At 71.1% G+C, this 26,038-nt stretch carries 22 protein-coding genes and 1 tRNA gene; 16 read left to right on the top strand and 7 right to left on the bottom strand.

Annotated features, from left to right (window positions below):
- Positions 1-309 precede the first annotated feature (309 nt).
- Positions 310-382: transfer RNA gene (locus RIU97_RS23695), tRNA-Arg, on the top strand.
- Positions 383-613: 231 nt separating this feature from the next.
- Positions 614-1,480: a nitroreductase/quinone reductase family protein gene (locus RIU97_RS23690; RefSeq protein ID WP_404959590.1), complete on the top strand. Its 867-nt coding sequence runs from the start codon at positions 614-616 to the stop codon at positions 1,478-1,480.
- Here RIU97_RS23690 and RIU97_RS23685 read toward each other — a convergent pair.
- The 6 genes from RIU97_RS23685 to RIU97_RS23660 all read right to left on the bottom strand — a co-directional run bounded on the left by RIU97_RS23685 (position 1,404) and on the right by RIU97_RS23660 (position 8,990).
- The gene (locus RIU97_RS23685) at positions 1,404-2,702 is read right to left on the bottom strand and encodes an ATP-binding protein (protein WP_404959589.1); all 1,299 of its coding nucleotides are present in this window, start codon (positions 2,700-2,702) and stop codon (positions 1,404-1,406) included. The genes RIU97_RS23690 and RIU97_RS23685 overlap by 77 nt on opposite strands.
- The gene (locus RIU97_RS23680) at positions 2,699-2,944 is read right to left on the bottom strand and encodes a hypothetical protein (RefSeq protein ID WP_404959588.1); all 246 of its coding nucleotides are present in this window, start codon (positions 2,942-2,944) and stop codon (positions 2,699-2,701) included. Before RIU97_RS23680 ends, RIU97_RS23685 begins: the two co-directional genes overlap by 4 nt.
- Positions 2,945-3,071: 127 nt before the next feature.
- A complete protein-coding gene (locus RIU97_RS23675; RefSeq protein WP_404959587.1) occupies positions 3,072-3,740 on the bottom strand; it encodes a sortase domain-bontaining protein in 669 nt (222 codons plus the stop codon).
- Between the two features lie 183 nt (positions 3,741-3,923).
- Complete coding sequence (locus RIU97_RS23670; protein ID WP_404959586.1) at positions 3,924-4,127, bottom strand: hypothetical protein; 204 nt, start codon at positions 4,125-4,127, stop codon at positions 3,924-3,926.
- A 130-nt stretch (positions 4,128-4,257) separates the two neighbouring features.
- The gene (locus tag RIU97_RS23665) at positions 4,258-6,300 is read right to left on the bottom strand and encodes an MFS transporter (RefSeq protein ID WP_404959585.1); all 2,043 of its coding nucleotides are present in this window, start codon (positions 6,298-6,300) and stop codon (positions 4,258-4,260) included.
- A gap of 110 nt (positions 6,301-6,410) precedes the next feature.
- Positions 6,411-8,990, bottom strand: a complete 2,580-nt coding sequence (locus RIU97_RS23660) for a D-alanyl-D-alanine carboxypeptidase (protein WP_404959584.1) — start codon at positions 8,988-8,990, stop codon at positions 6,411-6,413.
- Between the two features lie 186 nt (positions 8,991-9,176).
- On the opposite strand from RIU97_RS23660, the gene RIU97_RS23655 reads away from it, so the two are divergent.
- The 3 genes from RIU97_RS23655 to RIU97_RS23645 all read left to right on the top strand — a co-directional run bounded on the left by RIU97_RS23655 (position 9,177) and on the right by RIU97_RS23645 (position 11,497).
- Entirely contained in the window at positions 9,177-9,911 is a 735-nt protein-coding gene (locus RIU97_RS23655) for a GPP34 family phosphoprotein (protein ID WP_030390041.1), read from the top strand.
- Between the two features lie 275 nt (positions 9,912-10,186).
- Positions 10,187-11,071 carry a helix-turn-helix transcriptional regulator gene (locus RIU97_RS23650; protein WP_361762318.1) on the top strand — a complete coding sequence of 295 codons (885 nt, stop codon included), beginning with the start codon at positions 10,187-10,189 and terminating at the stop codon, positions 11,069-11,071.
- Positions 11,072-11,287: 216 nt separating this feature from the next.
- Positions 11,288-11,497, top strand: coding sequence for a DUF397 domain-containing protein (locus RIU97_RS23645; RefSeq protein ID WP_319722484.1), 210 nt, complete (start codon positions 11,288-11,290; stop codon positions 11,495-11,497).
- Positions 11,498-11,728: 231 nt separating this feature from the next.
- On the opposite strand, the gene RIU97_RS23640 is transcribed toward RIU97_RS23645, so the two are convergent.
- Entirely contained in the window at positions 11,729-12,586 is an 858-nt protein-coding gene (locus RIU97_RS23640; protein WP_404959583.1) for a hypothetical protein, read from the bottom strand.
- A gap of 129 nt (positions 12,587-12,715) precedes the next feature.
- On the opposite strand from RIU97_RS23640, the gene RIU97_RS23635 reads away from it, so the two are divergent.
- From RIU97_RS23635 to RIU97_RS23585, 11 genes are all read left to right on the top strand, one after another.
- Positions 12,716-13,948: a PLP-dependent aminotransferase family protein gene (locus RIU97_RS23635; protein WP_404959582.1), complete on the top strand. Its 1,233-nt coding sequence runs from the start codon at positions 12,716-12,718 to the stop codon at positions 13,946-13,948.
- A 222-nt stretch (positions 13,949-14,170) separates the two neighbouring features.
- Entirely contained in the window at positions 14,171-14,656 is a 486-nt protein-coding gene (locus RIU97_RS23630) for a hypothetical protein (RefSeq protein ID WP_404959581.1), read from the top strand.
- Entirely contained in the window at positions 14,653-15,288 is a 636-nt protein-coding gene (locus RIU97_RS23625; RefSeq protein ID WP_404959580.1) for a hypothetical protein, read from the top strand. Before RIU97_RS23630 ends, RIU97_RS23625 begins: the two co-directional genes overlap by 4 nt.
- Positions 15,285-19,889 carry a putative T7SS-secreted protein gene (locus RIU97_RS23620; RefSeq protein WP_404959579.1) on the top strand — a complete coding sequence of 1,535 codons (4,605 nt, stop codon included), beginning with the start codon at positions 15,285-15,287 and terminating at the stop codon, positions 19,887-19,889. Before RIU97_RS23625 ends, RIU97_RS23620 begins: the two co-directional genes overlap by 4 nt.
- Positions 19,890-19,934: 45 nt before the next feature.
- Positions 19,935-20,432: a S1 RNA-binding domain-containing protein gene (locus RIU97_RS23615; protein WP_404959578.1), complete on the top strand. Its 498-nt coding sequence runs from the start codon at positions 19,935-19,937 to the stop codon at positions 20,430-20,432.
- Complete coding sequence (locus RIU97_RS23610; RefSeq protein ID WP_404959577.1) at positions 20,429-21,193, top strand: hypothetical protein; 765 nt, start codon at positions 20,429-20,431, stop codon at positions 21,191-21,193. Before RIU97_RS23615 ends, RIU97_RS23610 begins: the two co-directional genes overlap by 4 nt.
- 29 nt (positions 21,194-21,222) lie before the next feature.
- Positions 21,223-21,774 carry a hypothetical protein gene (locus RIU97_RS23605; protein ID WP_404959576.1) on the top strand — a complete coding sequence of 184 codons (552 nt, stop codon included), beginning with the start codon at positions 21,223-21,225 and terminating at the stop codon, positions 21,772-21,774.
- 2 nt (positions 21,775-21,776) lie between these two features.
- Positions 21,777-22,154, top strand: a complete 378-nt coding sequence (locus RIU97_RS23600) for a hypothetical protein (protein WP_404959575.1) — start codon at positions 21,777-21,779, stop codon at positions 22,152-22,154.
- Positions 22,151-22,489, top strand: coding sequence for a colicin immunity domain-containing protein (locus tag RIU97_RS23595; protein ID WP_404959574.1), 339 nt, complete (start codon positions 22,151-22,153; stop codon positions 22,487-22,489). The genes RIU97_RS23600 and RIU97_RS23595 overlap by 4 nt, the downstream gene beginning before the upstream one ends.
- A gap of 105 nt (positions 22,490-22,594) precedes the next feature.
- Positions 22,595-23,377, top strand: coding sequence for an SDR family oxidoreductase (locus RIU97_RS23590; RefSeq protein WP_404959572.1), 783 nt, complete (start codon positions 22,595-22,597; stop codon positions 23,375-23,377).
- 51 nt (positions 23,378-23,428) lie between these two features.
- On the top strand, positions 23,429-26,005 hold the full coding sequence (locus RIU97_RS23585; protein ID WP_404959571.1) for a bifunctional FO biosynthesis protein CofGH: 2,577 nt from the start codon (positions 23,429-23,431) through the stop codon (positions 26,003-26,005).
- Positions 26,006-26,038 lie beyond the last annotated feature (33 nt).

Below are 26,038 nucleotides of genomic sequence, written 5' to 3'. Positions count from 1 at the left end.
GGACGCTCCAGCAGCCTGCCCACACCCGTGCAGCACCCCCGGCCTCCCCACCCACCACCCCAGACGCTCAGAAACCCCAGGTCACGACGATGCCTTCACCTCAGGCCCACTCCCACGGCAATCCATGCGACCACTCCCAGCACGATCCGCTAGGCTGTCAGCGGTCAGACGACTACCAGGCGTGTGCCGGGGAAAGTGTCCGCGAGGGCAGCTCCACCCGGGCGGGCGCACGTCATCTGACCAGCACGCTTGCCGAAGCGGCTCGGGTGATCCCTCTGGGGTTTCCGGCAGCGTTTCCGACAAGCCCCCGCCTTCGTAGCTCAGGGGATAGAGCACGGCTCTCCTAAAGCCGGTGTCGCAGGTTCGAATCCTGCCGAGGGCACACTCCGAGGACCTCCAGCCGGAAGCGGCTGGAGGTCCTTCGTCGCTCTGTGGTTACATGGCGCACGTGTCGCGTGACGCCGCCTACTGAGATGTGGGCCGGGCGGTGGTTGGGCAGGCACCTGTTCTCGAAGGACCGGGCCCATGGGCATCTACGCCACCGGCTACGGGTGATCTCCCTCGGTTTTGCCGCTGCCATCGCACGCACACACCGTGAGGACGTTCACACTCCGTGTCACTTTCGTTCCATCAGACTGTCATTGATGAGTTCAGGGCCAACGCCGGCCGCGTCGGCGGGCCCTTCGAAGGGTCCGAGCTGATCCTGCTCACCACCACCGGAGCCAGGTCCGGGAAGCCCCACACCGTCCCGCTCGGGTTCCTGCGCGACGGAGGCCGCGACCTCGGGGGGCTGCTCGTCGTGGCGTCCGCGGCCGGGGCCGACCGGCATCCCGCCTGGTATCACAATCTGCTCGCGCGCCCCCTCGTACAGGTGGAGACCGGGGCCGAGGAGTACGGGGCCGTGGCCGTGCCCGCCGAAGGGGCGCGGCGGGACGAGCTGTTCGCGCGCGTCGTGCGCGAGGAGCCCGGGTACGGGGAGTACCAGGCGCGCACCGGGCGGGTGATCCCCGTCGTGGTGCTCCAGCGGACGCACGAGGCGGCCTCGGGCGAGGGCGGGATCGCCGGGAAGCTGCTCGACGTGCACGGGTGGCTGCGGGCGCAGCTGGCCCTCGTACGGGAGCTCGTACGGGATCGGGCGCGCGAGGAGCCGCGCGGTGGCGGGGCGCTGCCGCTCGGGCTCCAACTGCGGCAGCACTGCTTGGCGTTCTGTCACTCGCTGGAGTTCCACCACAAGAGCGAGGACGTCGGCCTCTTCCCGTACCTGGAGCAACAGCACCCCCACATGCGGGAGTTCTTCCGCAGGCTCGACGCCGAGCACCGCGGCATCGCACGGCTCCAGCAGGAGCTGATGCAGGCGCTGGACGCGCCGGGCGGTACGGGATTCGGTGAGCGGGTGGAGCGGCTCAGCGATGAGCTGGAGGCTCATCTCGACGCCGAGGAGGCGCAGTTGCTCCCCGTACTGCGGGCCCTGGGAGCATGACGCGGGCCTCGGCGCCGCCCTCCTCCCGGTTGCGGAAGGCGAGGGTGGCGCCGAGGGCCCGCGCCTGGCCCACGGCGATGGTCAGGCCCAGCCCGTGGCCCTTGTTCGTGCCCTCCGTACGGAACCGCTGCGGGCCGTTGGTGAGGAGGTACTCCGGGTAGCCCGGGCCCGCGTCGGTCACGGTCAGGGTCCGGCCGTCGACGGTGACCGTGACCGGGGCCGCGCCGTGGCTGTGCGCGTTGGCCACGAGGTTGCCCAGGATCCGCTCCAGGCGGCGCCGGTCCGTCTCCACCCGCGGGGAGGAGACCACGTCCAGGACCGTGTCGGTGCCGGAGGCCCGGATCGTGCGCGCCGCCAGATCGGCCAGGTCGTACCAGTCCAGCTCCACGCGCTCGCTGCGCGTGTCCAGCCGGGAGATCTCCAGCAGGTCCTCGGTCAGCGCGCGCATCGCCTGTACGCGGTCCCGTACGAGCTCGGCCGGACGGCCCGGGGGCAGCAGCTCGGCGGCTGCGTTCAGGCCGGTCAGGGGGGTGCGGAGCTCGTGGGCGACGTCCGCCGTGAACCGCCGTTCCGCTTCGAGCTTGCACTGGAGCGACGAGGCCATGGTGTCCAGGGCCCGGGAGACCGCCGCCACCTCGTCCTTGTTCCGCGCGCTGTCGTCGACCCGCGCGTCCAGGTCGCCCGCGGTGATCCGGCGGGCCACCTGCGCGGTCAGGTGCAGCCGCCGGGTGATGCGGGTGACGCCGAACGCGCCGATGAGGAGGGTGGCGCCGATGGCCAGGCCGGAGGAGCCGAGGATGGCCCGGTCCAGTTCGGCGATGGTCTGCTCGCCGGCCCGGAAGTCCACGGACACGGCTATCGCGGTGCCCTCCTCGGCGGGCGCCGCCGCCCACATGGCGGCGCGGCCGCGGTGCTCGCCGAGCGCGGTGCCGCGTTTGCCGTCGACGGCCCGTGCGCGCAGCTCGGGGGGCAGGCCGACCGGGTCGATGCCCTCGCCGCGGGGCAGGCGCGCACCGGTCTCGTAGGCCCTGATGGTCCGCTCCAGCTTCGTCTGCGCCTTCTCGCGGGCGGTGGCGACGGTCTGGTGGGTCATGGCGCGGTGCACGAGGACGCCGAGGAGGGCCGCCAGCCCGCAGCACATGAGGGTGATGAAGACCGCGGCCTTCCAGATCAGGGTGGAGGTCCAGGCGGGCAGCCGCGGGCGCGGCGGCCGCGCTCTCATCGGCGGGGCTCCGCCGGGGTGCCGGTGCCGGTGCCGGCGACGATGTCGGAGACGGTCACGGAGCACATGGCGGTGACGGGGCACATGGCGGTGCCCGAGGGCGTGGCGGTGCCCGAGGGCGTGGCGGTGCCCGAGGGCGTGGCGGTGCCCGAGGGCGTGGCTGTGCCCGAGGGCGTGGCTGTGCCCGAGGGCGTGGCTGTGCGCGTGCCTGTGCCCATGGTGGTGCGCTGGATGTTGCTCATGGTCCCCGTTCCCCGTCCCCTGTTCCGCGGTCCCTGCTCCGCGGTCCCCGTTCACCGTTCACCGTTCCCCCGGTGAGCTCACGGTAGTGCGCCCGTTTCGGCGGGTGGTCGGCGGGATCGCGCCGGATCAGGCCACGAGGTCGGCGTAGAAGATGACGTTGTTGGTGCGGTGCCCGTCCTTCACCTCGCCGCCGCATGTCAGCAGGCGCAGCTCGGGCCGGCCGGTGTCCCCGTAGACCTTGCCGGTCGGAAAGTCCTTCTTGTTCACGTCCTCGATCTCGCGGATCTTGAACCTGGCCGTCTTCCCGTCCTCGCGCGGCACCTCCACCACGTCGCCCAGCCTGAGCTTCTTGACGTCCTTCATCAGCGCCGGCCCGTGCCTGGTGTCGAAGTGCGCGACGAGCACGGAGACCCCCTTCTCGCCGGGGGTGACCCCCTCGGTCCACCAGCCGGGGGTGTCCGCGTCGGTGTCGGCGTCCGGCACGCCGAGCTCGCCGGAGACCGGGTCCACCGAGAGGTCGACCATCCGCTTCGCGTCCACGCCCGCCGCGTCGATCTTCATACCGGTCGGCTTCGACCTGGGCAGCGCCGGGGCGACGTCCGCGACGGGGGCGAGGGCGGGGGCGGCGGTGCTGCCGACCTCGGGGTCCGGCGGCAGCTTCGTCCCGCCGCCCCCGCAGGCCGCGAGGCCCCCGGAGACCGCGAGGCCCCCGGAGACCGCGACGGCGAGGGCGGCGGCCGCCACGGCGCGGCCGGTGCGGGCGCTGCGGACGGGGGCGGCGAGGGTGCGGGTCATGGCGTGCGTACTCCGTGCGGGCAAGCGGGCGGGTGGGACGGCCATGACGCTACGGGGGGCATATGTGGGTGTTCCGTCGGTGATGTAACGGTTCTCCCGCTGCCACCCGGAGAACGGGCTCCGACGGAAAAGGCCCTCCCGGCCGAAACCGGAAGGGCTACGTCCAGCGACGGGTCTACTCGGTCAGCTCAGGCCACTGGTGCGTTCGCCGATGCGGTCACCCTGCGGAGTGCCGGCCCGCTTGAGCGCGGCCTTCGTGTGCGGTCCGCCCTTGACCTTGCTCCGTACCGGACCGTCGAAACCGTGACCCGGCGTACGCGGCGGCTGCGCCTGCTCCTGCACCTTCGCGATGGCCGTCCGGACGTCGCGCTTCTGCTCTTTGTTCATCCCGTCGTCAACTCCCTCGGGAAGCACCCAATCGGACTACTGGGATCGTATGCATATATACCGACCAACGCACCCGGACCGGCACGTAAAGAAATCCCGGTCCGGATCCCGGTCCGGATCCCGGTCCGGATCACCGGCGCGGCGGAGCCGGCAGCTTCGGCTGTCCCAGCGTCTGGTGGACCAGGTCGTCCGGGCAGGGCGTCCCCCGCGGCAGCTGGTACTTCGCCGCCACCCGGTACTCCCCCGGCGCGGGCGCCAGCAGCTCCGTCCACACGTCGCCGGTGTCGTCCGGCGCCGCCTTGAACAGGCACCCGGCGGTGTTCGCGTACTCCTTGCGGAGCGCGCCGCCCTCCCCGCTCCCGCCCCGCGCCTTCGACGCGAAGGTCTCCTGCGGCGGCGGTACGGGCTTCCCCGCCGCGTCCACCAGCCCCAGCCACGGGGAGTGCGGGATCCGCACCAGCACCCGCCCCGGCTTCTTCACGTCGATGACCAGCCGGTCGGCGCTCGCCCGCACCACGGTCGCCGGTCCGGCCACCAGGTCCGTCGGCTCGTGGACCTTGAACAGCTGCCAGTTCGCGTCGCCCCACACCTGCTGGAGGTACGGGAGCCCCTGGCGCACGAGCTTCGCCTCGTCCTCCCCGCCCGAGTCGGGTTTGTCGGCCGGCAGCACCACGTAGTGCACGGCCCAGCGCTCCAGCCAGGCCCGGTAGCTGTCGGCGGTGAGGGTGTCGTCGTAGAAGAGCGGGTTGCGCTCCAGGTCGGCCTGCCGGTTCCAGCCGCGCGCGAGGTTCACGTACGAGGGGAAGGCGGAGGACTCGCGGTGGCTGCTGGCCGGGACGACCTCGACCCGGCCGCGGTCGGCGCCCGCCTTCTGGAGCCGGTCGACGAGCGGGGCCAGCTCACGGTTCCACGCGGCCACCGGGGTGGTGCGGATGATGTCCGTGATGCTGTTGGCGGTGATCCAGGCGTTCAGCCCGACGAAGGCGAGCAGCACCCCGTACCAGCGCCGCGAGCGCGGGACCTCGTACGCGAGGGCCGCGAGCAGCACGGCCCCGCCGAACAGCATCACCAGCCGGGTGACGTTCGAGCCGACCTGGGAGTCGATCACCCAGGTCAGGAAGACCCCGAGGGCGTAGACGGCGGAGGCGATCCGGACCGTCTTCCACCGCTTCGGTACGAGGAACAGGATCAGCAGCGCGAACACGAACGGCAGCCCGGCCGAGCCGATCTTCATCGGCTGTGTCCCGGAGAACGGGAAGAGCCAGGCCGACAGCCCGACCACGGCCACCGGGGCCAGCCCCAGCGCGTACGCACCCGGGCGCCGCCGGCTCAGGAACAGCGCGGCCGCGACCACCCCGAGGAACAGGCCCGCGACGGGGCTGGCGGCGGTCGCGAGTCCGGCCAGCGGGGCCGCCACCGCGGCCTTGGCCCAGCGCCGCCGCGCCCACTTGCGGGGCCAGCAGAAGACCGCGGCGACCGCGGCGAGCGCGAACATCGCGCCGAGACCGAAGGTGACGCGGCCGGAGAGGGCGTTGCAGAACAGCCCGTACGCCCCGGCCAGGGCGGGCCACAGCGGCTCGCGCACGGCCCCGCGGCAGCGGGTGAGGATCAGCGCGAGCAGCCCGGCCGAGACGGTGCCCGCGATCATCATCGTGGTCCGGACGCCGAGCATGTGCATGAGGTACGGCGAGACCACGCTGTACGAGACGGGGTGCATGCCGCCGTACCAGGCGAGGTTGTACGCCGAGTCGGGATGGCGGCCCACGAACTCGGCCCAGGCGTCCTGGGCGGCGAGGTCTCCGCCGCTGTTGGCGAAGCTGAAGAACCAGACGACGTGCAGTACGGCGGCGAGCGCGGTGGCGACGGCCACGGGGTGGCGCCGGGCCCCGTCGAGGGCGGCGCGGACCAGGCCGCGGGCGGTGCCGCGGGTCCGTATGCCACCGGGAGCGTGGGCGGAGGTGGCGCCGGGCGCGGCGCCGGGGCCGGGAGCGGCGCCGGGGCCCGGGCCGGGCGCGGCGCCGGGGCCGGCGGACGGCGCGAGCACCCCCGGGCCGGCGGACCGCTCGAGTACCCCGGGGCCCGTGCCCTCGCTCCGGCCCTGCCCCTCGGCACCCCCGCCGTCGGCCGACGGGATGGCGTCCTGACGCCGGCCCTGCTGCTCAGCAGTGGTCACTGCCGCTCTCCCCAACACATGAGTCCACACCCGCACACGTCCCGGGTGCCAAGACGCGCCCCGGCGCCCCGGGGTTGCCCGGGGCGCCGGATCCACGCTCTCACCGGATGTCAGCCGACGCGCGTCAGCTTGCTGCCGATGCCCGGCGCCGCCAGGCCGCTCTGCAGGGCCACCGGCACCTTCACCTGGCTGGCGCCCTCGCCGACGGTCAGCACACCGACCTCGGTCCCGGCCGTAGCGGTCTGCGGCATCTTCGCGCCGCCGTCCGCGAGCTTGACGTCGACGGTCAGCGAGGCCCAGCCGACCGCCTGCACGTCGGCGGTGGCCACGACGGGCGTCCGGCCGCCGAGACCGTCGTCGACGTAGCCCACGACCTCGCCCTTCTTCACGACGGTCGCGCCGTCGAGGACCTTCTGGGTCTCGAGCATCAGCTGCTTGCTCGCGGCGAGCACGCTGTCGATGATCGGCGCCTTGTGCTGGCCGAGGACCGCTCCGACGATCAGCTGGTTGGTCTTGCCGACCTTCTTCTGGGCGGCGAAGAGGAGGTTTCCGCCCGCCTTGGTCGTCGTACCGGTCTTGATGCCGAGCGCGCCGGTGGGTCCGGTCAGACCGTTCCAGTTGCGCCAGTTCTTGCCGGACGGGTCCACCCAGCTGGTCTTCTTCGTGATGTCCAGCAGCGCTTCCATCTCGACCAGCTTCAGGCCCAGCTTCACCTGGTCCTCGGCGGTGCTGACCGTGGTCGCGTCCAGACCCGAGGGGTCCGTGTACGTGGTGTTGGTCATGCCGAGGTCCTTGGCGGTGTCGTTCATCTTCTTGACGAACGCCTCCTGGGAACCGGCGTCCCAGCGCGCGAGCAGCCGCGCGATGTTGTTGGCCGACGGGATCATGAGGGCGGCGATCGCGTCGTACTCCGAGATCTTCTCGCCCTCCTTGACCGTGTCGAGGGTGGACTCGTTGTCGGTCGAGTTGTTCTTCTTGCCCTCGGTCTCGGCCGTCTTGTCGACGTCGATCATCGCGCCCTGCTCACCCTTCTTCATGGGGTGGTCGCGCAGGATGATGTACGCCGTCATCGACTTGGTGACGCTCGCGATCGGCACGGGCTTCTGCTCGCCGGACTGGCCGAGCGTGCCGAGGCCGGCGGCGGCCATGTAGGCCTGGCCCTCGGCGGGCCAGGGCAGCTGGGGCTTGGAGCCGTCGAAGGTGTACGAGGACTTCGCGTTCATCACGAGCCTCGGCTCGGGCAGCGGGCGCACCAGCTGCACGACGGCCAGGATGATCGCCACGAGCACGACGAGCGGGGCGTAGATCTTGAACCGCCGGACGGCGGTGCGCATCGGGCTCGGCGGCGGAGGCGGGTTGTTCGTGAGGTCCGCCAGCATGTCGAGCGGCGGCTTGGGCGGCAGCGGCTGCTGGGTGGTCCGCTCGGACCGGTCCACGGCGGCGGGCAGCTTCGGCCGCTGCCGGACCTCGGGCGCCGGTGCGACGCTCTCCGGACGCAGCGGCACGAAGGTGCTGCCCTTGGGCGCCTCGGCGGCGGGCTTGGCCTCGGCGGGCTTGGCCTGGGCCGGGGCGAACCTGGCTTCGGCCGGCTTGGCCAGGGTCGGCTTCGGGGGGGCGGGCTTGGCGGCGGCGGGCTTCGGAGTCTCCGCCTTGACCGCATCCACCTTGGGGACCCGGAAGACGGCGGTGCGCTCGCTGTCCGCGGGCTTCCCGGCCGCGGGCTTGTCGGTGGAGGGCTTGTCGGTGGAGGGCTTCACCTCATCGACCGAAGCCGAACCGGAAGGCAGCTTCACCGCGCGGAACACGGCCGTACGCTCGCTGTCCGCGGGCTCATCGGCAGCGGGCGCGGGCTTCGGCCGCTCCGGGGCGGAGGCCGAACCGGAATCCAGCTTCGGCGCTCGGAACACGGCGGTGCGCTCGCTGTCCGCAGGCTCTTCGGCCGCGGGCGCGGGCTGGGGCTTGGGCTCGCCCTTCTCCGCGCCGGCATCCGGCTTCACCGCACGGAACACGGCGGTGCGCTCGCTGTCGGCGGCCTTCTCCGCAGCGGGAGCCGCCGCCGGGGCAGCGGCATCGGCATCGACATCGCGCTTCACCGCACGGAAGACAGCGGTGCGCTCGCTGTCCACGGCCTTCGGCTTCTCCGCGGCCGAACCGGAACCTGAATCGGAAGGAGAAACGGAACCAGAACCGGAAGCAGAACCGGAAGCAGAATCCGGCTTCTCGGAACAGGCGTCCGAAGCGGCCTCGCGCTTGGGCGCGGCAGCCGTCTCGTCGGCCGCGGGCTCCTCCGCCGGCGCCTCGGCATCCGCCTCCGAATCCGCGGCGGGTTCCACCCGTTCGGAGGTCTCCGCGGGTCCGTCGGCCTTGGCGACCCATGCCGCCACCGCCTCGCGCAGCGGATCCCGCTCGCCCTCGGTTCCGGCCACGGGCTCGGGCTCGGCCTCCACCTCGGGCTCGGGCTCCACCTCGGGCACGGCAACGGCCTCGGCCTCCGGCGCCGTGTCGGCCTCCGCCTCGGGCTCGGGCTCGGCAACGGGCTCAGGCTCGGCCTCCGCCTCGCCGGCGCGAGCGTCCTGGTCTTCCGGATCCCTCGGCCGGAACACCGACAGCCTCGGATCACGCTCCGCGGACGACTCCGCCGCCCCCGGCGCTCCTGCATCTACCGACTTGTCGGGGGACTCGCCCGCCACCGTTCCTCCTCCATAGCCGCCACGTCCGGCTGTCCGAATGTCTAACAGTGTCCCGTCTCGGGGGCATCGCCCCCGTGCTAGACGAGAACGACATAGCTGCGGGTTCCCCCACAAAGCGGCCACGCGCTCTCGACAGATGAATGTGAGAGGCGTCACCCTGTCACTCATCCACGCGGGGAGGCATGGATGGGCAGGAGCCGCAGAACAATTCCGGAGGAGCTTCTGCTGCTCGCCTTGGACCCGGCCACGGGTACCACGGCGCAGCCGCAGTCGCTCGACCTCGGCCTGGCCGGGGCACAGCTAGTGGAGCTGGCTCTGGCAGGACGGATAGCCCCTGATGGGGATCGTATCGCCGTGGTGATGCCACGGCCGACAGGAGATCCGACTCTGGACTCCGCACTGGAACTGCTGCGCAGGCGCGGCAGCCCGGTACGGGCCGTCCACTGGATCGGCGGACCCCGACTGGGGCTCCGTCAGATTTACCTCGCTCATCTGGAGCGCTGCGGCATGGTCCATGCCGTCGCGGGACAGATGTGCGGTGTGTTGCCGACAACTCGCTACCAGGCGACGGACACGGAGATCAGCCGGGAGATCCGAGCCCGGCTCGACAGTGCGATCCGCACCGGCGTACCGCCGGACCCGCGGACCGCGGCGCTTGCCGCACTGGCCCACGCGGTCGGACTCGGCAAGCACCTGTACCCCGGCAACGAGGGGCGGTCGTCCAGGTCCCGGCTGCGGGACCTGATCCGGCACGACCCGATGGGCGGACTCGTGGCGCATGCCGTGATGGACGTCCAGAACGGTGTGGCCGCACAGCCGCGCCGTGACCGCGCACCGGCACCACCTGCCCGGGCCACGGCGAGCAGCGTTCCGCTGCAGCCGCGCCGGACGGGTGCGATGGCCCGCGCGGCCGCGCACTGATCCACCGGTTACAACCAGTTCGGGTCCACAGATCCATCCCGGATCCATCTCAGCTCGATCGCAACGCCATCGCCGTGACCGACGTCCGCAAAGACCCGGTTCGGGAACCGCCAGCGCGCGGGGTGGCGGGGCCGGTTCGCCGACCCCGCCGCCCCGCGCGTCTGTGTTTTCCCTGCCGTTCCCCAGCGGCGGCGCCCGCTTCGGTGGCAGTCTGCTCGACATCAGACACGCAGAGAGACCGCTGCACGACAGAAGAAGGCGGAGGTGCCGTTCCCGTGGCGTCCAATGTCAATCCCACCGTCCGACGCCGCCGACTGGGTATGGAGTTGCGCAAGCTCCGCGAGGACAAGGGCATGACGGCCGAACAGGTCGCCGAACGCCTCCTCGTCTCCCAGTCGAAGATCAGCCGGCTGGAGAACGGCCGCCGTTCCATCAGCCAGCGCGACGTCCGCGACCTGTGCGACGTGTACGAGGTCGAGGACCGCCGGCTCATCGACTCGCTCATGCAGATGGCCAAGGACTCCCGCCAGCAGGGCTGGTGGCACGCCTTCGGCGACATCCCGTACAGCGTGTACATCGGCCTGGAGACGGACGCCGCCAGCCTGCGCACGTACGAACCCCTGGTGATCCCGGGTCTGCTCCAGACCACGGAGTACGCCCAGTCCCTCGTCCGCGGCGCCTGGCCGGAGACCGCCCCGGCCGACGTGGACAAGCGGGTCCAGGTCCGGATGCACCGCCAGAAGCGGCTCTCCGAGACCGACAACAACAACCCGGAGCTCGGCCCGCTGCGCCTGTGGGCCGTCATCGACGAGGCCGCGCTGCGCCGGCGGGTGGGCGACGCCCAGCTCATGACCCGGCAGCTGGAGTACTTGATAGAGCAGTCCGAGCAGCCGCACGTCACCGTGCAGGTGATGCCCTTCTCGCTGGGCGCCCATCCCGGGGTCAACGGCCAGTACGCGATCCTGGAGTTCCCGGACGCGTCCGACTCGACGGTCGTCTACATCGAGGGCGTGACGAGCGACCTGTACCTGGAGAAGGCCAACGACGTGCAGAAGTACAGCGTGATGTACGAACACCTGCGCGCCCAGGCCCTCAACGTCGACCAGACCCGGCAGTTCATCTCCGGGATCATCGACGAATATGCCGACAAGGGCGAATAGAACGAATAGAGCGACTAACGCCGTGATGTGCCGGGCGAGTGGCGGAGGGGCCGGTACGGTACACCGTCACTCCCCGGCCACATAAGGCCTGAATGGAATATGCCACTCGGTCGGGTGAACGCTTCCTTCACCTATCAGGAGCTGCGGGTAGCGTCGATCAGGTCAGCCGGAAATGGCCGACGAGACACCGGAACTACTCGCTCACCGGAGAGAAACATGGCTATTCGTCAGGGCGCCACGGTCAACTGGGTCAAGTCCTCCTACTCTGCCAACGGCGCCTGCGTCGAGGTCAAGTCCCCCGTCATGGAGGCCATCGCCGTCCGCGACTCGAAGGTGCAGGACGGTCCGTCCCTCACCTTCGCACCCGGCTCCTGGACCTCCTTCGTCGCCGACGTCACCGAGGGTCGGCTGGGACGCCTCGCCTGAAGATCACGGCGCGTCCCAACCGTTCCGCTCCCACAGGCAGCAACAGCGCTGCTCACCACATGTGCACCACTGACTGGAGCCCTCTCGACCGGTCCGCCGTCTTGGCCGAGGGGGCTCGGCCATGCCCGCGCACGTGTGCCCGTACGGGCACACGTACGGGCACACGTACGGCGAGGAACACACATGCAGGCACGGGCACGCATGCAGCCGCTCGCACGGCCGGTGTCACGGTCAGCGCAGCTGGTCGACGTACCGGTCCGTCCCCGGCACCGTGGGGATGAACGGCGCCACCAGCTCCACCCGCCCCAGCCCCGCCTCGGCGACCTCCGTGTCCAGCCCCTGGAAGCGGTCCCAGCACTCCCGCGGATCGGCCTCCAGGAACCACAGCAGCGTCAGCCGGGTGTCGATCCCCTCGACCTGCTTGACGTACGTCATCCGGTCGCCGGGCAGCGGGGTCGGCCGGAAGACCGTCACCATCGCGGCCGGGGAGCCGTGCAGCCGCTTCGGGAGGGCGCGCGAGCGCAGCCACTCCAGCAACCCGGCCCGCTGATCGGGCCCGTCGGCGTCGACGACCTGGACCACGAGGCCGGCGTACGGGTGGTCGAGGGCGTGGAAGTCCCGCGGGCCGGCGGCGCCGTCGCGGTAGACGGTGGCCGCGTGGTCCTGGAAGGCCGTGAAGACGTGGGTACGGTCCTGGTAGACCCGGCCGTCGCGGTTCAGGCGCTTGTTGATGCCGACGGTCCACTTCATGTGCTCGTCGTAGCGGCCCTCGGTGACCCAGTACGTCGATATGTAGCAGCCGGCGGAGACGGGCTGGGCCACGGCCGACTTCTCGGGGTAACGCAGCTCCTGGAGCTCGCGGGTGGCCACCCAGCGGCGGCCCGCGTACATCCAGGGCATGGCCATGGCGCCGGCGTAGTAGTGGTCGTCCTCGTACCAGCGGTTGTAGGCGTACTCGTGGCCCGGGTGCGGTTCCACCATGGTGATCAGCGCGTGGCCGGGGCGGACGCCGTAGGGGCCGACGGACGCGAGCGCGGCGTAGTCGTCGACGCGGGTGTCCTGCTGCGGTTCCTGCTCTCCTGTCGTCATGGGAACGGTCTAGCTGATGCCGCGTCAGATAGGGAGGGGTCGGGAAGGGGGGTCCACCCCCTGATACATACATGCCATCTACAACCTTTCCTGGCCACGATGCGCGCACCCGTCTCCGGAGGAGCGCCCATGCCTGCTGCCGCCGCGCCTGCCGGCACCGCTGTGCCCGCATCGCCGCCGCCCCCGTTCGCCGCCCGCGCCGCCTCGGTCGAGGGTTCCCCCGTACGCGAGATCCTCGCGCTCACCGAACGCCCCGGGATCATCTCCTTCGCCGGCGGCCTCCCCGCGCCCGAGCTCTTCGACACCGAGGGCCTGCGGGCCGCGTACGACGCCGCCTTCGCCGCATCGGCGCGGCGCGCGCTCCAGTACTCGACCACCGAGGGCGCGCCGGAACTCCGCGCGGCCGTGGCCGCCCGGACCACGGCGCGCGGCCTGCCGACCGGCGCGGACGACGTCGTCATGACCTCGGGCTCCCAGCAGGCCCTCACCCTCATCACCACCGCCCTGATCGAACCCGGGGACGTGGTGCTGGTCGAGAACCCCACCTACCTGGCGGCGCTCCAGTGCTTCAGGCTGGCGGGAGCCCGGGTGGTGGCCGTCCCCTGCGACGGGGAAGGCATCGTCCCCGAGGCCCTCGCGGAGCTCGTCGCACGGCAACGCCCGAAGCTGCTCTACACCGTCCCCACCTTCCAGAACCCGACGGGACGCACCCTGCCGGCCGCCCGGCGGACGGCGGTGGCGCGGATCGCGGCGCGCCTCGGGCTGTGGCTGGTGGAGGACGACCCGTACGGCGAACTGCGCTACGAGGGCGCGGACGTCCCGTGGCTGGCGGCGCATCCTGGGGCGGAGGACCGTACGGCCCTGCTCGGCAGCTTCTCGAAGATCATGGCGCCGGGGCTCCGGCTGGGCTGGCTCCGGGCTCCGGCGGCGCTGCGCCGGGCCGCGGTGGTCGCGAAGCAGGCGGCGGACCTCCACACCTCCACGGTGGACCAGCTGGCCGCGGCGCACTATCTGGCGACGGCGGACCTGGACGCCCACATCGCCACGGTCCGCGCGGCGTACCGCGAACGGCGCGACGCCCTCCAAGTCGCCCTGAGCCGTACCCTCCCGGCGGACTGCGAGTGGAACCTCCCCGAGGGCGGCATGTTCGTCTGGGCCCGCCTGCCCGAGGACCACGACGCGAGCGACCTGCTCAAGACGGCGGTCACCCACGGCGTCGCCTTCGTCCCGGGAGCCCCCTTCCACGCGACCGCCCCGGACCCCCGCACCCTCCGCCTCTCCTTCACGACCCACACCCCACCGGAGATCACGGAGGGCGTGGCCCGCCTGGGCCGCGCCCTGACGGAGTACGGCACCGGGTGAACAGGCGCCCGCCCCGGGCGGCGGGATTCCATTGCTATTGCAACGGAATCCCACCGCGCGGGCGGCGGAGGTCACATGCCGGCCAACTCGCTGACCTGAGCACAGATACGTCGCATCGCCAGCAGTCGAGGGCTCCGCACACCTGTCTCGATATGTGCGCTACCGAACAGTGAATTTGGCTCGCCCCGCCCCACCATGCAAAGGTGCGTTCGATTAGGACGCATGGGGTGGGGGGTCCAGGTGGGGTTCGACGAGGAGTGGGGTCGGCTGCGGGCCGATGCCGTTGAGCGGCGCGCGGCTACGAAGCCGTCGGATGAGGGGGCCGTCGGGTCGGTCGAAGCCGATCCGGTGGCGGAAGCCCGGGAGGCGGTGCTGGAGCGGCTGGCGGACTTCCGCAGCCGGGTGGTTCTGGTCCCGTTGGACGCTCGGGGCGGTCTGTGGACGTCCGAGTTCGGAGGTCTGGACTGGATCTGCGTCTTCTCCGACGCGGAGGCGTTGGGGCGGTTCGCCGAGGCTCGCGGTGAGGGCGGCCGCGAATGGACGTACCGGCGGGTGGTCGGTGCGCGACTGCTCGACGAGCTGGTGCCTGCGCTGGACTTTCCGTGCGGGGTCGCGTGGAACGCGGCGGGGCCGGACGGCATGGTGCTCCCGCCGGTGCGGGGAATCGTCCCGGACAGGGCGGCGCTCGACGGGGAGGCGGCCGCGTGAGCGGGGACGGGGCGGATCTCGACGTCTCGAAGCAGGCGTTGGGCGAGATCGCCAAGGGGATCACGGACAGCCTGGCCGAGTTGAAGGAACTGGGGTCGGTGGGCACGGCCGGCATGGGCGGTGGCTTCACCGAGCTGGGGCTCACGGGAATGGAGACCGGGCACGCGGGTCTGACGTCCGCGCTGGGCACGTTCTGCGAACGCTGGGGCTGGGGGGTCCGCTCGCTGGTGCAGCAGGGGAACACGTTCGCCATGAACGTGGGCCTGTCCGCGGGCGTGGTGTACGAACAGGACCAGTACATCCAGGGCAGCTTCAAGGTCGTGACGAACGCGGCGCTCGGCAATCCGTACGCCTCCGAGAAGGACGTCATCGACAAGGACTGGGGCGAGGTCTTCTCCGACAACCCGATCACCCAGATCCGGGACGCCGACTACAGCCGCGAGTCCTTCGGCCAGGCCACGGAGAACGGCAACGAGGCCTGGAAGACCGCGGTCCGGGACGTCAACAGCTCCGACATCCTCCTGTCCAACCAGATCCTCGACACCGTCGGACTCCGGGACGACATGGACGGCATGGTGAACGACTTCGTCGGCCCCGCACCCGAGCCGCAGCCCGGTGGTGAGGGCCGATGACGGACTGGGGCGGCCTGGTCGACAAGGGTCTCGACAAGATCGGGGACGGGGTCGATTCGGCGAAGAAGGTCATCGGTCACGGGGTGGACCGGGCCACCGACGAGGTCGGTGGCGCACTCGACCGGGTCGGCGCGCACGGCTGGGCGGACAAGGTCGAGGACTTCGGCGACGGCGTCGCCTCCCGTCTCGGAGCCTCGGTACGGGAGCAGGAACTCGGCCAGAGCGAGCAGGCGGACGAGCTGGTCCACGGCAAGCCGTCGGCGATCCGGGCGTCCGCCAAGCACTTCGCCGACTTCCAGGCGGCTTTCGAGCGGGTCGGCCAGGGCATGAAGGCCCTCGACTCGGACCGGTGGAAGGGGCAGGCCGCCGACGCGTTCCGCGAGAAGTTCGCGATGCACCCCACCGACTGGCTGCGCGCCTCCGACGCGTGCGAGTCGGCGAGCGGCGCGCTCACCCGGTACGCGGAGACGGTGGATTGGGCGCAGAAGCAGGCAGGGGAGGCCATCGCGCTCCACAAGGCGGCGGTGAAGGCGTCGAAGGACGCCCACGACGCGCATGTCGCCAAGGAGGATGCCTACAAGGCGGCCTCGAAGGCCGGCCGCGATCCGGGCCCGGTGCCGGTGGAGGGCGCCGACCCGGGTGAGGCCGCCCGCAAGTGGGCCAAGGAGATCCTCGACGAGGCCCGCAGGCAGCGCGACGAGGCCGCCGCGACGGCCGAGCGCACCCTCGAGGCCGCCATGGAACACGCCCCGGCCAACCCCCCGGCGATGGACCAGCTCCTGGCCGGGATCAGCGACTACGTGGGCTCGGAGGCGGTCGAGCTCAACCACTTCGTGGGCGGCGTGGCCAAGGGCGCGGCGGGGACGCTGAACTTCGCCCGCGGCCTGAACCCGTTCGACCCGTACAACCTGACGCACCCGGCCGACTTCCAGCAGAACTTCAGCATGACGCTGGCCGGTCTCGTCTCCACCGCGTCCCATCCCGAACGCATCCCCGGCCCGATGATCGACAGCTTCATGAAGGACCCCAGCGAGTTCCTGGGCCGTCTCGTCCCCGATCTCATCGGCTCGAAGGGCCTGCCCACCCTCCGGGCCGGCGCACGGTTCGCCGAGGAAGCGGCGAGCACGGGCGCCGCGCGCGCGGCCACCAGGGCCGAAGCCGAGGCTGCGGCTCGCCGCAAGGGCGACCTGAAGTGCAAGGCCGACCCGGTCGACGTCGCGACGGGCCGGATGGTCCTGCCGCAGACCGACCTGGTCCTCCCGGGCGCGCTGCCGCTCGTGTTCACCCGTACCTTCGAGTCCTCGTACCGCGCGGGCCGCTGGTTCGGGCCGTCCTGGGCGTCCACGGTCGACCAGCGCCTGGAGATCGACGAGGAAGGCGTGATCCTCGTACGCGAGGACGGCAGCCTGCTCTCCTACCCGCACCCCGAGCCCGGAACCTCCGGAACCCCCGTACTCCCCGGCCACGGCCAACGCTGGCCGCTCACCCGCGACGCGGACGGCGGATACACGGTCACCGACCCCGAGTCCGGCCACGTCCGCCACTTCACGGACGAGGGCCTCCTCAGCCAGCTCGACGACCGGGGCGGGGCCTGGATCGCCTTCGAGTACGACGGGACGGGCGCGCCGACCGCCCTGTCCCACAGCGGCGGCTACGAGCTGCGCCTCAGCTCATCGGAAGGCCGAATAACCGGCCTCGCCCTCGCCGACGGCACCGAAGTGCTCCGCTACGCGTACACCGACGGCCACCTCACCCATGTCACCAACTCCTCGGGCCGCCCCCTCCGGTTCGGCTACGACGCACTCGGCCGGATCACCTCCTGGACCGACACGAACGACCGTCACTTCGACTACGTCTACGACGAACAGCACCGCTGCACCGCCCAGTCCGGCACCAACGGGCACCTCGGCGTCCGCTTCACCTACGGGGACGGCTCCACCACCTACACCGACTCCCACGGCCACCAGACCCGGTACCTGGTCGACGACCGCGCCCGGATCACGGCCGAGACCGACCCCACCGGCGCGACCACCCGGTTCACCCACGACGCGTACGACCGCCTGCTGACCCGCACCGACCCGCTCGGCCACACGACCCGGTACGTCTACGACGAGCAGGGCCGGCTCACCACGGTGGTCCGCCCCGACGGACGCGAGGTACGGGCCGAGTACGACGCGCTGGGCCTGCCGGTCACGGTGATCCGGCCGGACGGCCGGGTGACCCGCACGACGTACGACGCCCGCGGCAACCGCACCTCTGCCACCGCACCGCACGGGGCGACGAGCCGCTTCACCTACGACACCCGCGGCCACCTGGCCTCGGTGACGGACACCCTGGGTGCGGTCACCACGGTCCGCTGCGACCCGGCCGGCCTGCCCGTCGAGATCACCGACCCGCTGGGCGCGACGACCCGGTACACGCGTGACGGCTTCGGCCGCCCGATCGCCGTCACCGATCCCCTCGGGCACACCACCCGCCTCACGTGGAGTGTGGAGGGCCGCCTGCTCCACCGGGAGACCGCCGACGGCGGCACGGAGTCCTGGACCTACGACGGCGAGGGCAACTGCACCACCCACACCGACCCGATGGGCGGGCTGACGCTCTCCGAGTACGGGGACTTCGACCTCCTCACAGCCCGCACCGGCCCGGACGGCGTCCGCTACTCCTTCACCCACGACACCGAGCTGCGCCTCTCCTCGGTCACCAACCCCCAGGGCCTGACCTGGACCTACGCCTACGATCCCGCCGGGCGACTGGCCTGCGAGACGGACTTCGACGACCGCACCCTGACCTACGGCTACGACGCCGCGGGCCGCCTGGTCTCCCGTACGAACGCCCTCGGCGCCACGACCACGTACGCGCACGACGCCCTCTCCCTCCTCCTGCACAAGGAGACGGCGGACGGCATCACGTCCTACGAGTACGACGCCTTCGACGAGCTCGCCCGGGCCGTCTCACCGGACGGCACCACGCTGACCCTGCAACGGGACCGGTACGGCCGCGTCGTCTCGGAGACGGTCGACGGACGCACCCTCACCCACACCTACGACGTCGCGGGCCGCCGGGCCGGCCGTACCACCCCCGCCGGGGCCTTCTCCGAGTGGACGTACGACGCGGCGGGCCGCCGCAGCGCCCTCAGCGCATCGGGCCGCACCTTGACCTTCGAGCGGGACGCCGCAGGCCGGGAGCTGACCCGCACCATCGGCGCGGACCTGGCCCTGACCCACGCCTACGACCCGGTCGGACGTCTCACCGACCAGCACCTCGTCGGCCAGGACGGCCGCACCCTCCAGCGCCGCGGCTACAGCTACCGCGCCGACGGCGCCCTCACGGCGATCGACGACGCGCGCGCCGGTCCCCACACCTTCACCCTGGACCCGGCAGCCCGGGTCACGGCAGTCGACGCGTCCAACTGGACCGAGCGCTACGCCTACGACGACGCCGGCAACCAGACCAGAGCCTCCTGGCCGACCCGCCACCCGGGCGCGGAGGCCCAGGGCGAACGCTCGTACACCGGCACCCGCATCACCCGCGCCGGCTCGATCCGCTACGAACACGACGCCCTCGGCCGGGTCGTCCTCCGCCAGAAGACCCGCCTCTCGCGCAAGCCGGACACCTGGCACTACGAGTGGGACGCGGAGGACCGGCTGAGCGGGGTCACCACCCCGGACGGCACGCGCTGGCGCTACCGCTACGACGCCCTCTCCCGCCGCACGGCCAAGCAGCGCCTCGCGCCCACCGGCGAGGTGGCGGAGGAAACCCTCTTCACGTGGGACGGCACCACCCTCTGCGAGCAGACGGCCGGCCCGGTCACCCTCACCTGGACCCACCACGGCCTGCACCCGCTCACCCAGGCGGAGCGTGTCCTCGGCACCACGGACGACCGCTTCTTCGCCATCGTCACGGACCTCATCGGCACCCCGCGCGAACTGGTCGACGAGGCGGGCGAGATCGCCTGGCGCGCCCGCTCCACCCTCTGGGGTTCCACCACGTGGACCCGCGACGCCGCCGCCTACACCCCGCTCCGCTTCCCGGGCCAGTACTTCGACCCCGAGTCGGGCCTCCACCACAACTACTTCCGCACGTACGACCCCGAAACGGCCCGCTACCTCACCCCGGACCCCCTGGGCCTCACCCCGGCCCCGAACCCGGCCACGTACGTCCACAATCCCCATACGTGGTCGGACCCGCTGGGGCTTGCTCCGGAAGGCTGCCCTGAGGAACCTGTCAAGCTGTATCGATCTCCCACCAAGGGCCACAGACCACTTGAAGCTCGGGGACTGGACCCTTCCCTCCACCCGGACACAGCGGAAGGCGGCCTTGGGACCGCCTATCTCGGCGAGAGCGAAGAGGTCGCTCGCAGGTATGCCGTCCAGGGAAGGTTTGAGGATGGCTACCACGAGTTCACGATGAAACCAGGTTTCCTAGAGGCATTCCCACCCGACGGCCTACCGGGTAGACCAAAACTCAGAATCACTCACGACGGCAGGCCGGGCGAGTGGCAGTGGGTCATTGACCAAAGCGACATTCCGCTCTTCAACTCATTCATCGACGACGTAATATGGATAAACTGGTACAACGGATACCGCTGGATAGATTGATACTATTCCGCACCCTCACCCATCTCACGAAGAAAGACCTCTGACATGCAAACGGGGCCCGCGCTGCAGCCCGGACAGGTCTGTAAGGGAGTCGTCACAGCAGTGTGCGACTACCACCTGAATGTTGCCCTGGAAGGAGGAGCGCACGGTACGGTATCGTCCGCGAACCTGTCATGGATGAAGGTAGATCACCCTGCCCAGGTTGCACAGGTTGGCCAAACGGTAACGGTCGTCTTCTTGAGCGCCGATCCAGATCGCGACACCATCTCCCTATCACTAAAAGACATTGAACCCGACCCTTTCATTGAGTTCGCCCGCACCGAACTAGGGAAGATCACCCCGGGAAAGGTTACAAAGCTCGCGACTATTGGGGTCTTCGTGCAGCTCCCGTCAGGATTCGAGGCCCTTCTGCCGAACACCGAGCCCCGGGGAGGAGGGGCGAATCGCGCTAGGGTCGGCGACGAGTTCAAAGTCAAGGTGGAGTACATCAACTTGCACCACCGCCAAGTAAGGGTTTCCATTCCCAGCAGTGACGCGGCGTGACGCGGTTGGAGGAGCTGCTCGGGACCGACTTCGAGGGGCAGCGCACCGACGATGTCGATGACGTCATCTACGGCGGCTACGACTACGCCGAGCATCGGGAGCGGGTGCCCGGGCTCGTCTCCCTGCTCGGTGATGCGTCGGCAACGGACCGCGAGAGGTATCTGGCCTGCCTGACCCTCGTGGCCTGGGGTGAGCCGGCAGGGTACGAGACGGTGCGCGAGGCGACCCTGGACCCGCGGGCCACGCCTTGGTACGACCTCCTCATCGACCGCAAGTTCTTCGTGGACAGCAGCTACGGGCAGTTCTCCGCAGCCGCCGCCGACAGCCGGGAGCTCGCCGAGGAGAAGGGATCGTCGGCGCTCCGGCTGGAAACCTTCCGCTCCCTCATTCACATTGCGGACAGTGAGTACTTCGAGGAGAAGCTCGGGGACTATCTGGACGAAGCCGTGGTGCGGGCCTGTCTTCCCGACATCCGCACCGTCATCAGCCGGGGCCTTGGGTCCATCGCTGCGGGGGTTCGATACCGGTTCGACGTGGCGACCCAGCTCGTCGATCTCGCCAACTCGGTTGTCGTCGTCGACGAGGAACCGGCCGTGGAGCTCGTCCTGCGGATCCTGCGGGCCGCACCCGCGGGCCGCACCATGGCCCATGCCGTCGCCGCGGTGCACCGGGCCAAGGGGCCGGCCGGGCAGGTGCTGGCCGATCATCTGTACCGCAGCGGCAACGCGCACGTACGGGCCCTGCTCGCCGAGCACGGCTGAGCGCCGAGGTGCCCTGAGGAGGATGGCGTATGGAAATGAACCGCTCGATGGCCCGCCTGCTGGGACGGGTCGACACCGGGGGCATCACCCCGGACGAGGCTCCTCCAGGGTTCCTTCGCATCGCGGAAGGCGGCTGGGAGGTCGCCCCGAGCGGCGCGCACGTCTTGTCGGCGCTGAAGTCCGCTCCCTCGGGACCGTTCTCGGACGTGGTGCACGAGGAGTACACCGTCAATGGCCGCGCAATGACGGACTACGACCTTCCGGCCTCTGGGGAGGACAGGGAGGACAGGGAGGACAGGGAGTCGAGGCTGTTGCGGCGTTGCGTGGCCTACGCGAGCAGCTGTCTTCTGGGTGCGGACGAACTGAACTCCACCGTGGAGGTCTCCGCATACATCTCCATGTCCTACGGCGGCCTGGCCGACGACCACCTCACGGCGAACGTCACCTTCTGCGGGGACCACCCGGGCGTCCGCCCCTATGCGGCCGACCCGGAAGCATTCGCAACTGAATCCGTTCTCAGGCTCCGGCGCGCGGGCGAGCCGCCGTGGAGCGTGGGGGACCACGACTCGGGAAGGGGATGACGATGGCACGTGGTTCGAGGGCTCGTGCCGCTCTCACCCGCTTTGCTCCGCTCTTCTGGTTCCGGTCGCCCGCCGAGCGCCATCCCCGCCTCGGGCACGTGCAGATCGCACACCTCGGCTGGCGATTCGCGGAGCCTCACGACGGGTTCAAGCCCGTCTTCGAGGCAGTGGCGCGCGACGCCCCGCGCCATGTCGAGTGGCGGTTCAAGGCCGCGAAGAACTGGCTGATCCTGCCCGTACGCCTCACCGAGGAGTCGGCGCGCAATGGCGACGGCTTCGGCGAAGCGCAGGTCACCGTCGACAGGGATCAGGACTTCTGCATCCTCGCCGCGAAGGACATGGATCTGATCCTCCGGGCCATCGAGGACGCCGCGCCATGAACGACAAGGCCGCACGCCGGAGGCAGTGGAGGACTGCCGGGGAAGTCCCCGCAGGTACGGGAACCGGCCGGCGGTTGGACCTCATGAGGAGGTTGTTGCGCGCCGAGATCCAGCCGGGGAGGTTCGCCAAGCAATGGCTGGACGCCCGCAGGAAGGCCTTGGGCGAAGGCGAGCGCGTCGGAGACCATCTCTGCCGAGCGCTCAACCAGGTCTTCTACGCATTGGATGACTACCCGATCGATCCAGCCTTTCGGGAGGACGGAGACACCACGGACGCAGAGCTCCTCGAGATCGTGAACCAGGCACTCGCGCGGATCGATGGGGCCGGGAACTGACAACGGCGTCGCCTCCGCCACCCATCAGGTCCCCGCCCCTTCACACCGCCGCGCCCGCGCCGTAGCCTGACGCACCGTCAGATTCGCCGCGCCCGGAGGTCCGTCATGATGTTGCGAGGGAAGACCGTCATCGTCTCCGGCGTCGGGGCCGGGCTCGGGCATCAGGTGGCCGCCGCCGTCGTGCGGGACGGGGGGAATGCCGTGCTCGGGGCGCGGACCGAGGCAAACCTCGCCAAGTCCGCCGCCGAGATCGACCCCGAGGGCGTGCACACCGCGTACCTGGCGACCGACATCGGCGACGAGCGGCAGTGCGAGGCCCTGGCCGAGCTGGCCCGGGCGCGGTTCGGGGGCGTGGACGCCGTCGTGCACGTGGCCGCCTGGGACTCGTACTTCGGGGGACTGGAGGACGCCGACTTCGGGACCTGGCAGCAGGTCCTCGACGTCAACCTGCTGGGGACCCTGAGGATGACCCGGGCCTGCCTGCCCGCGCTCAAGGAGCGCGGCGGATCCGTGGTGATCATCGGGACGCAGTCCGCCGTCGCCGCGCCCAGCGAGGTGCAGCAGGCCGCCTACGCCGCCTCCAAGGGAGCCCTGACCTCCGCCATGTACTCCATGGCCCGCGAGCTCGGCCCCCACCGGATCCGCGTCAACACCGTGCTGCCCGGCTGGATGTGGGGGCCGCCGGTGCAGGCGTTCGTCACCTTCACAGCCCATACGGAGGGGGTTCCGGAGGCCGAGGTGCACGGTCGGCTGACCCAGCGCATGGCGCTGCCCGATCTCGCCACCGACGGGGACGTCGCCGACGCCGCCGTCTTCTTCGCCTCCGACCGGGCGCGGGCGATAACCGGCCAGTCCCTGCTGGTCAACGCCGGTGAGCTGATGAGATGAGCCACTCCGCAGCCGCCCCACCGCCGGAACGTCGGATCGTATGCTCGGCCCATGACCACTCCGAGTGACGCTCCGACCGACAACGCGATGCGCCGCGCGCTCCGGCGGGCGCGAGACGGCGTCGCCCTCGACGCGACCGAGGCGGCCGTGCTCCTCCAGGCGCGCGGCGAGGCCCTGCGGGACCTCGCCGCGTCCGCCGCACGCGTAAGGGACTCCGGGCTCGCCGCCGCCGGGCGGCCCGGTGTCATCACGTACTCGCGCAAGGTCTTCGTTCCGCTCACCCGCCTGTGCCGCGACAGGTGCCACTACTGCACCTTCGTGACCGTGCCCGGCAAGCTCCGCAAGGCCGGCCACGGCCTGTACCTCTCCCCCGACGAGGTCCTCGACATCGCCCGCCAGGGCGCGGCGATGGGCTGCAAGGAAGCGCTCTTCACCCTCGGCGACCGTCCCGAGGACCGCTGGCCCGAGGCCCGCGAGTGGCTCGACGCGCACGGCTACGACGACACCCTCGCCTACGTCCGCGCCATGGCGATCCGCGTCCTGGAGGAAACGGGGCTGCTCCCGCACCTCAACCCCGGTGTCATGTCGTGGTCCGACCTCCAGCGGCTGAAGCCCGTCGCGCCGAGCATGGGCATGATGCTGGAGACCACCGCCACCCGCCTGTGGTCCGAGCCCGGCGGCCCCCACCACGGCTCCCCCGACAAGGAACCGGCCGTACGGCTGCGGGTGCTGGAGGACGCGGGGCGTTCGAACGTCCCCTTCACCACCGGGGTGCTCATCGGGATCGGCGAGTCCTACGAGGAGAGGGCCGAGGCCTTCTTCGAGCTCCGCCGGATCCAGCGCAGCTACCACGGCATCCAGGAGGTCATCGTCCAGAACTTCCGCGCCAAGCCGGACACCGCCATGCGCGGCATGCCGGACGCGGAGCTGGAGGAGCTGGCCGCCGCCATCGCCGTCGCCCGGCACGTCCTGGGCCCGATCGCCCGGATCCAGGCCCCGCCGAACCTGGTGGACGCCGAGTACGCGCTGCTCATCGGCGCGGGCATCGACGACTGGGGCGGGGTCTCGCCGCTGACCCCCGACCACGTGAATCCCGAGCGTCCCTGGCCGCACATCGAGGAGCTGGCCGAGCGCACCCGGGCGGCCGGCTTCGAGTTGCGCGAGCGCCTCACCATCTATCCGGAGTTCCTGCGGCGCGGCGAGCCGTGGCTGGACCCCCGCCTGCTGCCGCACGTCCGGGCGCTGGCCGACCCGGAGACGGGACTCGCCGACGAGGCGGCCACCGTCGAGGGACGGCCCTGGCAGGAGCCCGACGAGGGGTTCGTCGCCTACGGACGCACCGATCTGCACGCCACCATCGACACCGAGGGCCGCACCGGCGACCGCCGCGACGACTTCGACCACGTCTACGGCGACTGGGAGGCGCTGCGCGAGGCCGCGGCTCCCGGGATGGTGGCCGAGCGCATCGACACCGACGTGCGCGCCGCCCTCGCCCAGGCCGCCGACGATCCGACGGAGCTGACCGACGCGCAGGCGCTCGCGCTGCTGCACGCGGACGGCCCGGCCCTCGACGCGCTGTGCCGGATCGCCGACGACCTGCGCAAGTCGGTCGTGGGCGACGAGGTCACGTACATCGTCACGCGGAACATCAACTTCACCAACGTCTGCTACACCGGCTGCCGTTTCTGCGCGTTCGCGCAGCGCCGCACGGACGCCGACGCGTTCACGCTGTCGCTGGACCAGGTCGCGGACCGGGCCGCCCAGGCCTGGGACGTCGGCGCGGTCGAGGTGTGCATGCAGGGCGGCATCCACCCGGACCTGCCCGGGACGGCGTACTTCGACATCGCGCGCGCGGTGAAGGAGCGGGTCCCCGGCATGCACGTGCACGCCTTCTCCCCGATGGAGGTCGTCAACGGGGCCACGCGGACGGGGATGTCCGTACGGGACTGGCTGACGGCGGCCAAGGAGGCCGGGCTGGATTCCATCCCGGGCACGGCGGCGGAGATCCTCGACGACGAGGTCCGCTGGGTGCTCACGAAGGGGAAGCTGCCGACGGCGGACTGGATCGACGTCATCACGACGGCGCACGAGCTCGGCATCCGGTCCTCGTCGACGATGATGTACGGGCACGTGGACCAGCCGCGGCACTGGCTCGGCCACTTCCGCACGCTGGCCCGCATCCAACAGCAGACCGGTGGTTTCACGGAGTTCGTCACGCTCCCCTTCATCCACACCAACGCGCCCGTGTACCTGGCGGGCATCGCCCGGCCCGGCCCTACGGTCCGCGACAACCGCGCGGTGACGGCGATGGCGCGGCTCCTGCTCCACCCGCACATCACGAACATCCAGACGAGCTGGGTGAAGCTCGGTGCGGAGGGCGCGGCCGAGATGCTCCGCTCCGGGGCAAACGACCTGGGCGGGACCCTGATGGAGGAGACCATCTCCCGGATGGCGGGGTCGAGTTACGGCTCGTACAAGTCGGTCCAGGACCTGATCGCTGTCGCCGGGGCGGCCGGGCGGCCCGCGAAGGCCCGTACGACGCTGTACGGGGAGGTGCCGCGGGAGCGGCAGGACGCGGCCCGCGCCTCGGACGGGCACCTGCCGGAGCTGCTGCCGGTATTGGACTGACGGCGGCGCGCGGTGCCCGGCCGGTGTGGCGTC

This window comes from Streptomyces sp. 147326 (genome assembly GCF_045000215.1).
GTDB lineage: Bacteria > Actinomycetota > Actinomycetes > Streptomycetales > Streptomycetaceae > Streptomyces.
The sequence above is the reverse complement of the archived record's forward strand: the minus strand, read 5'-3'. Positions and strand labels throughout refer to the sequence as shown.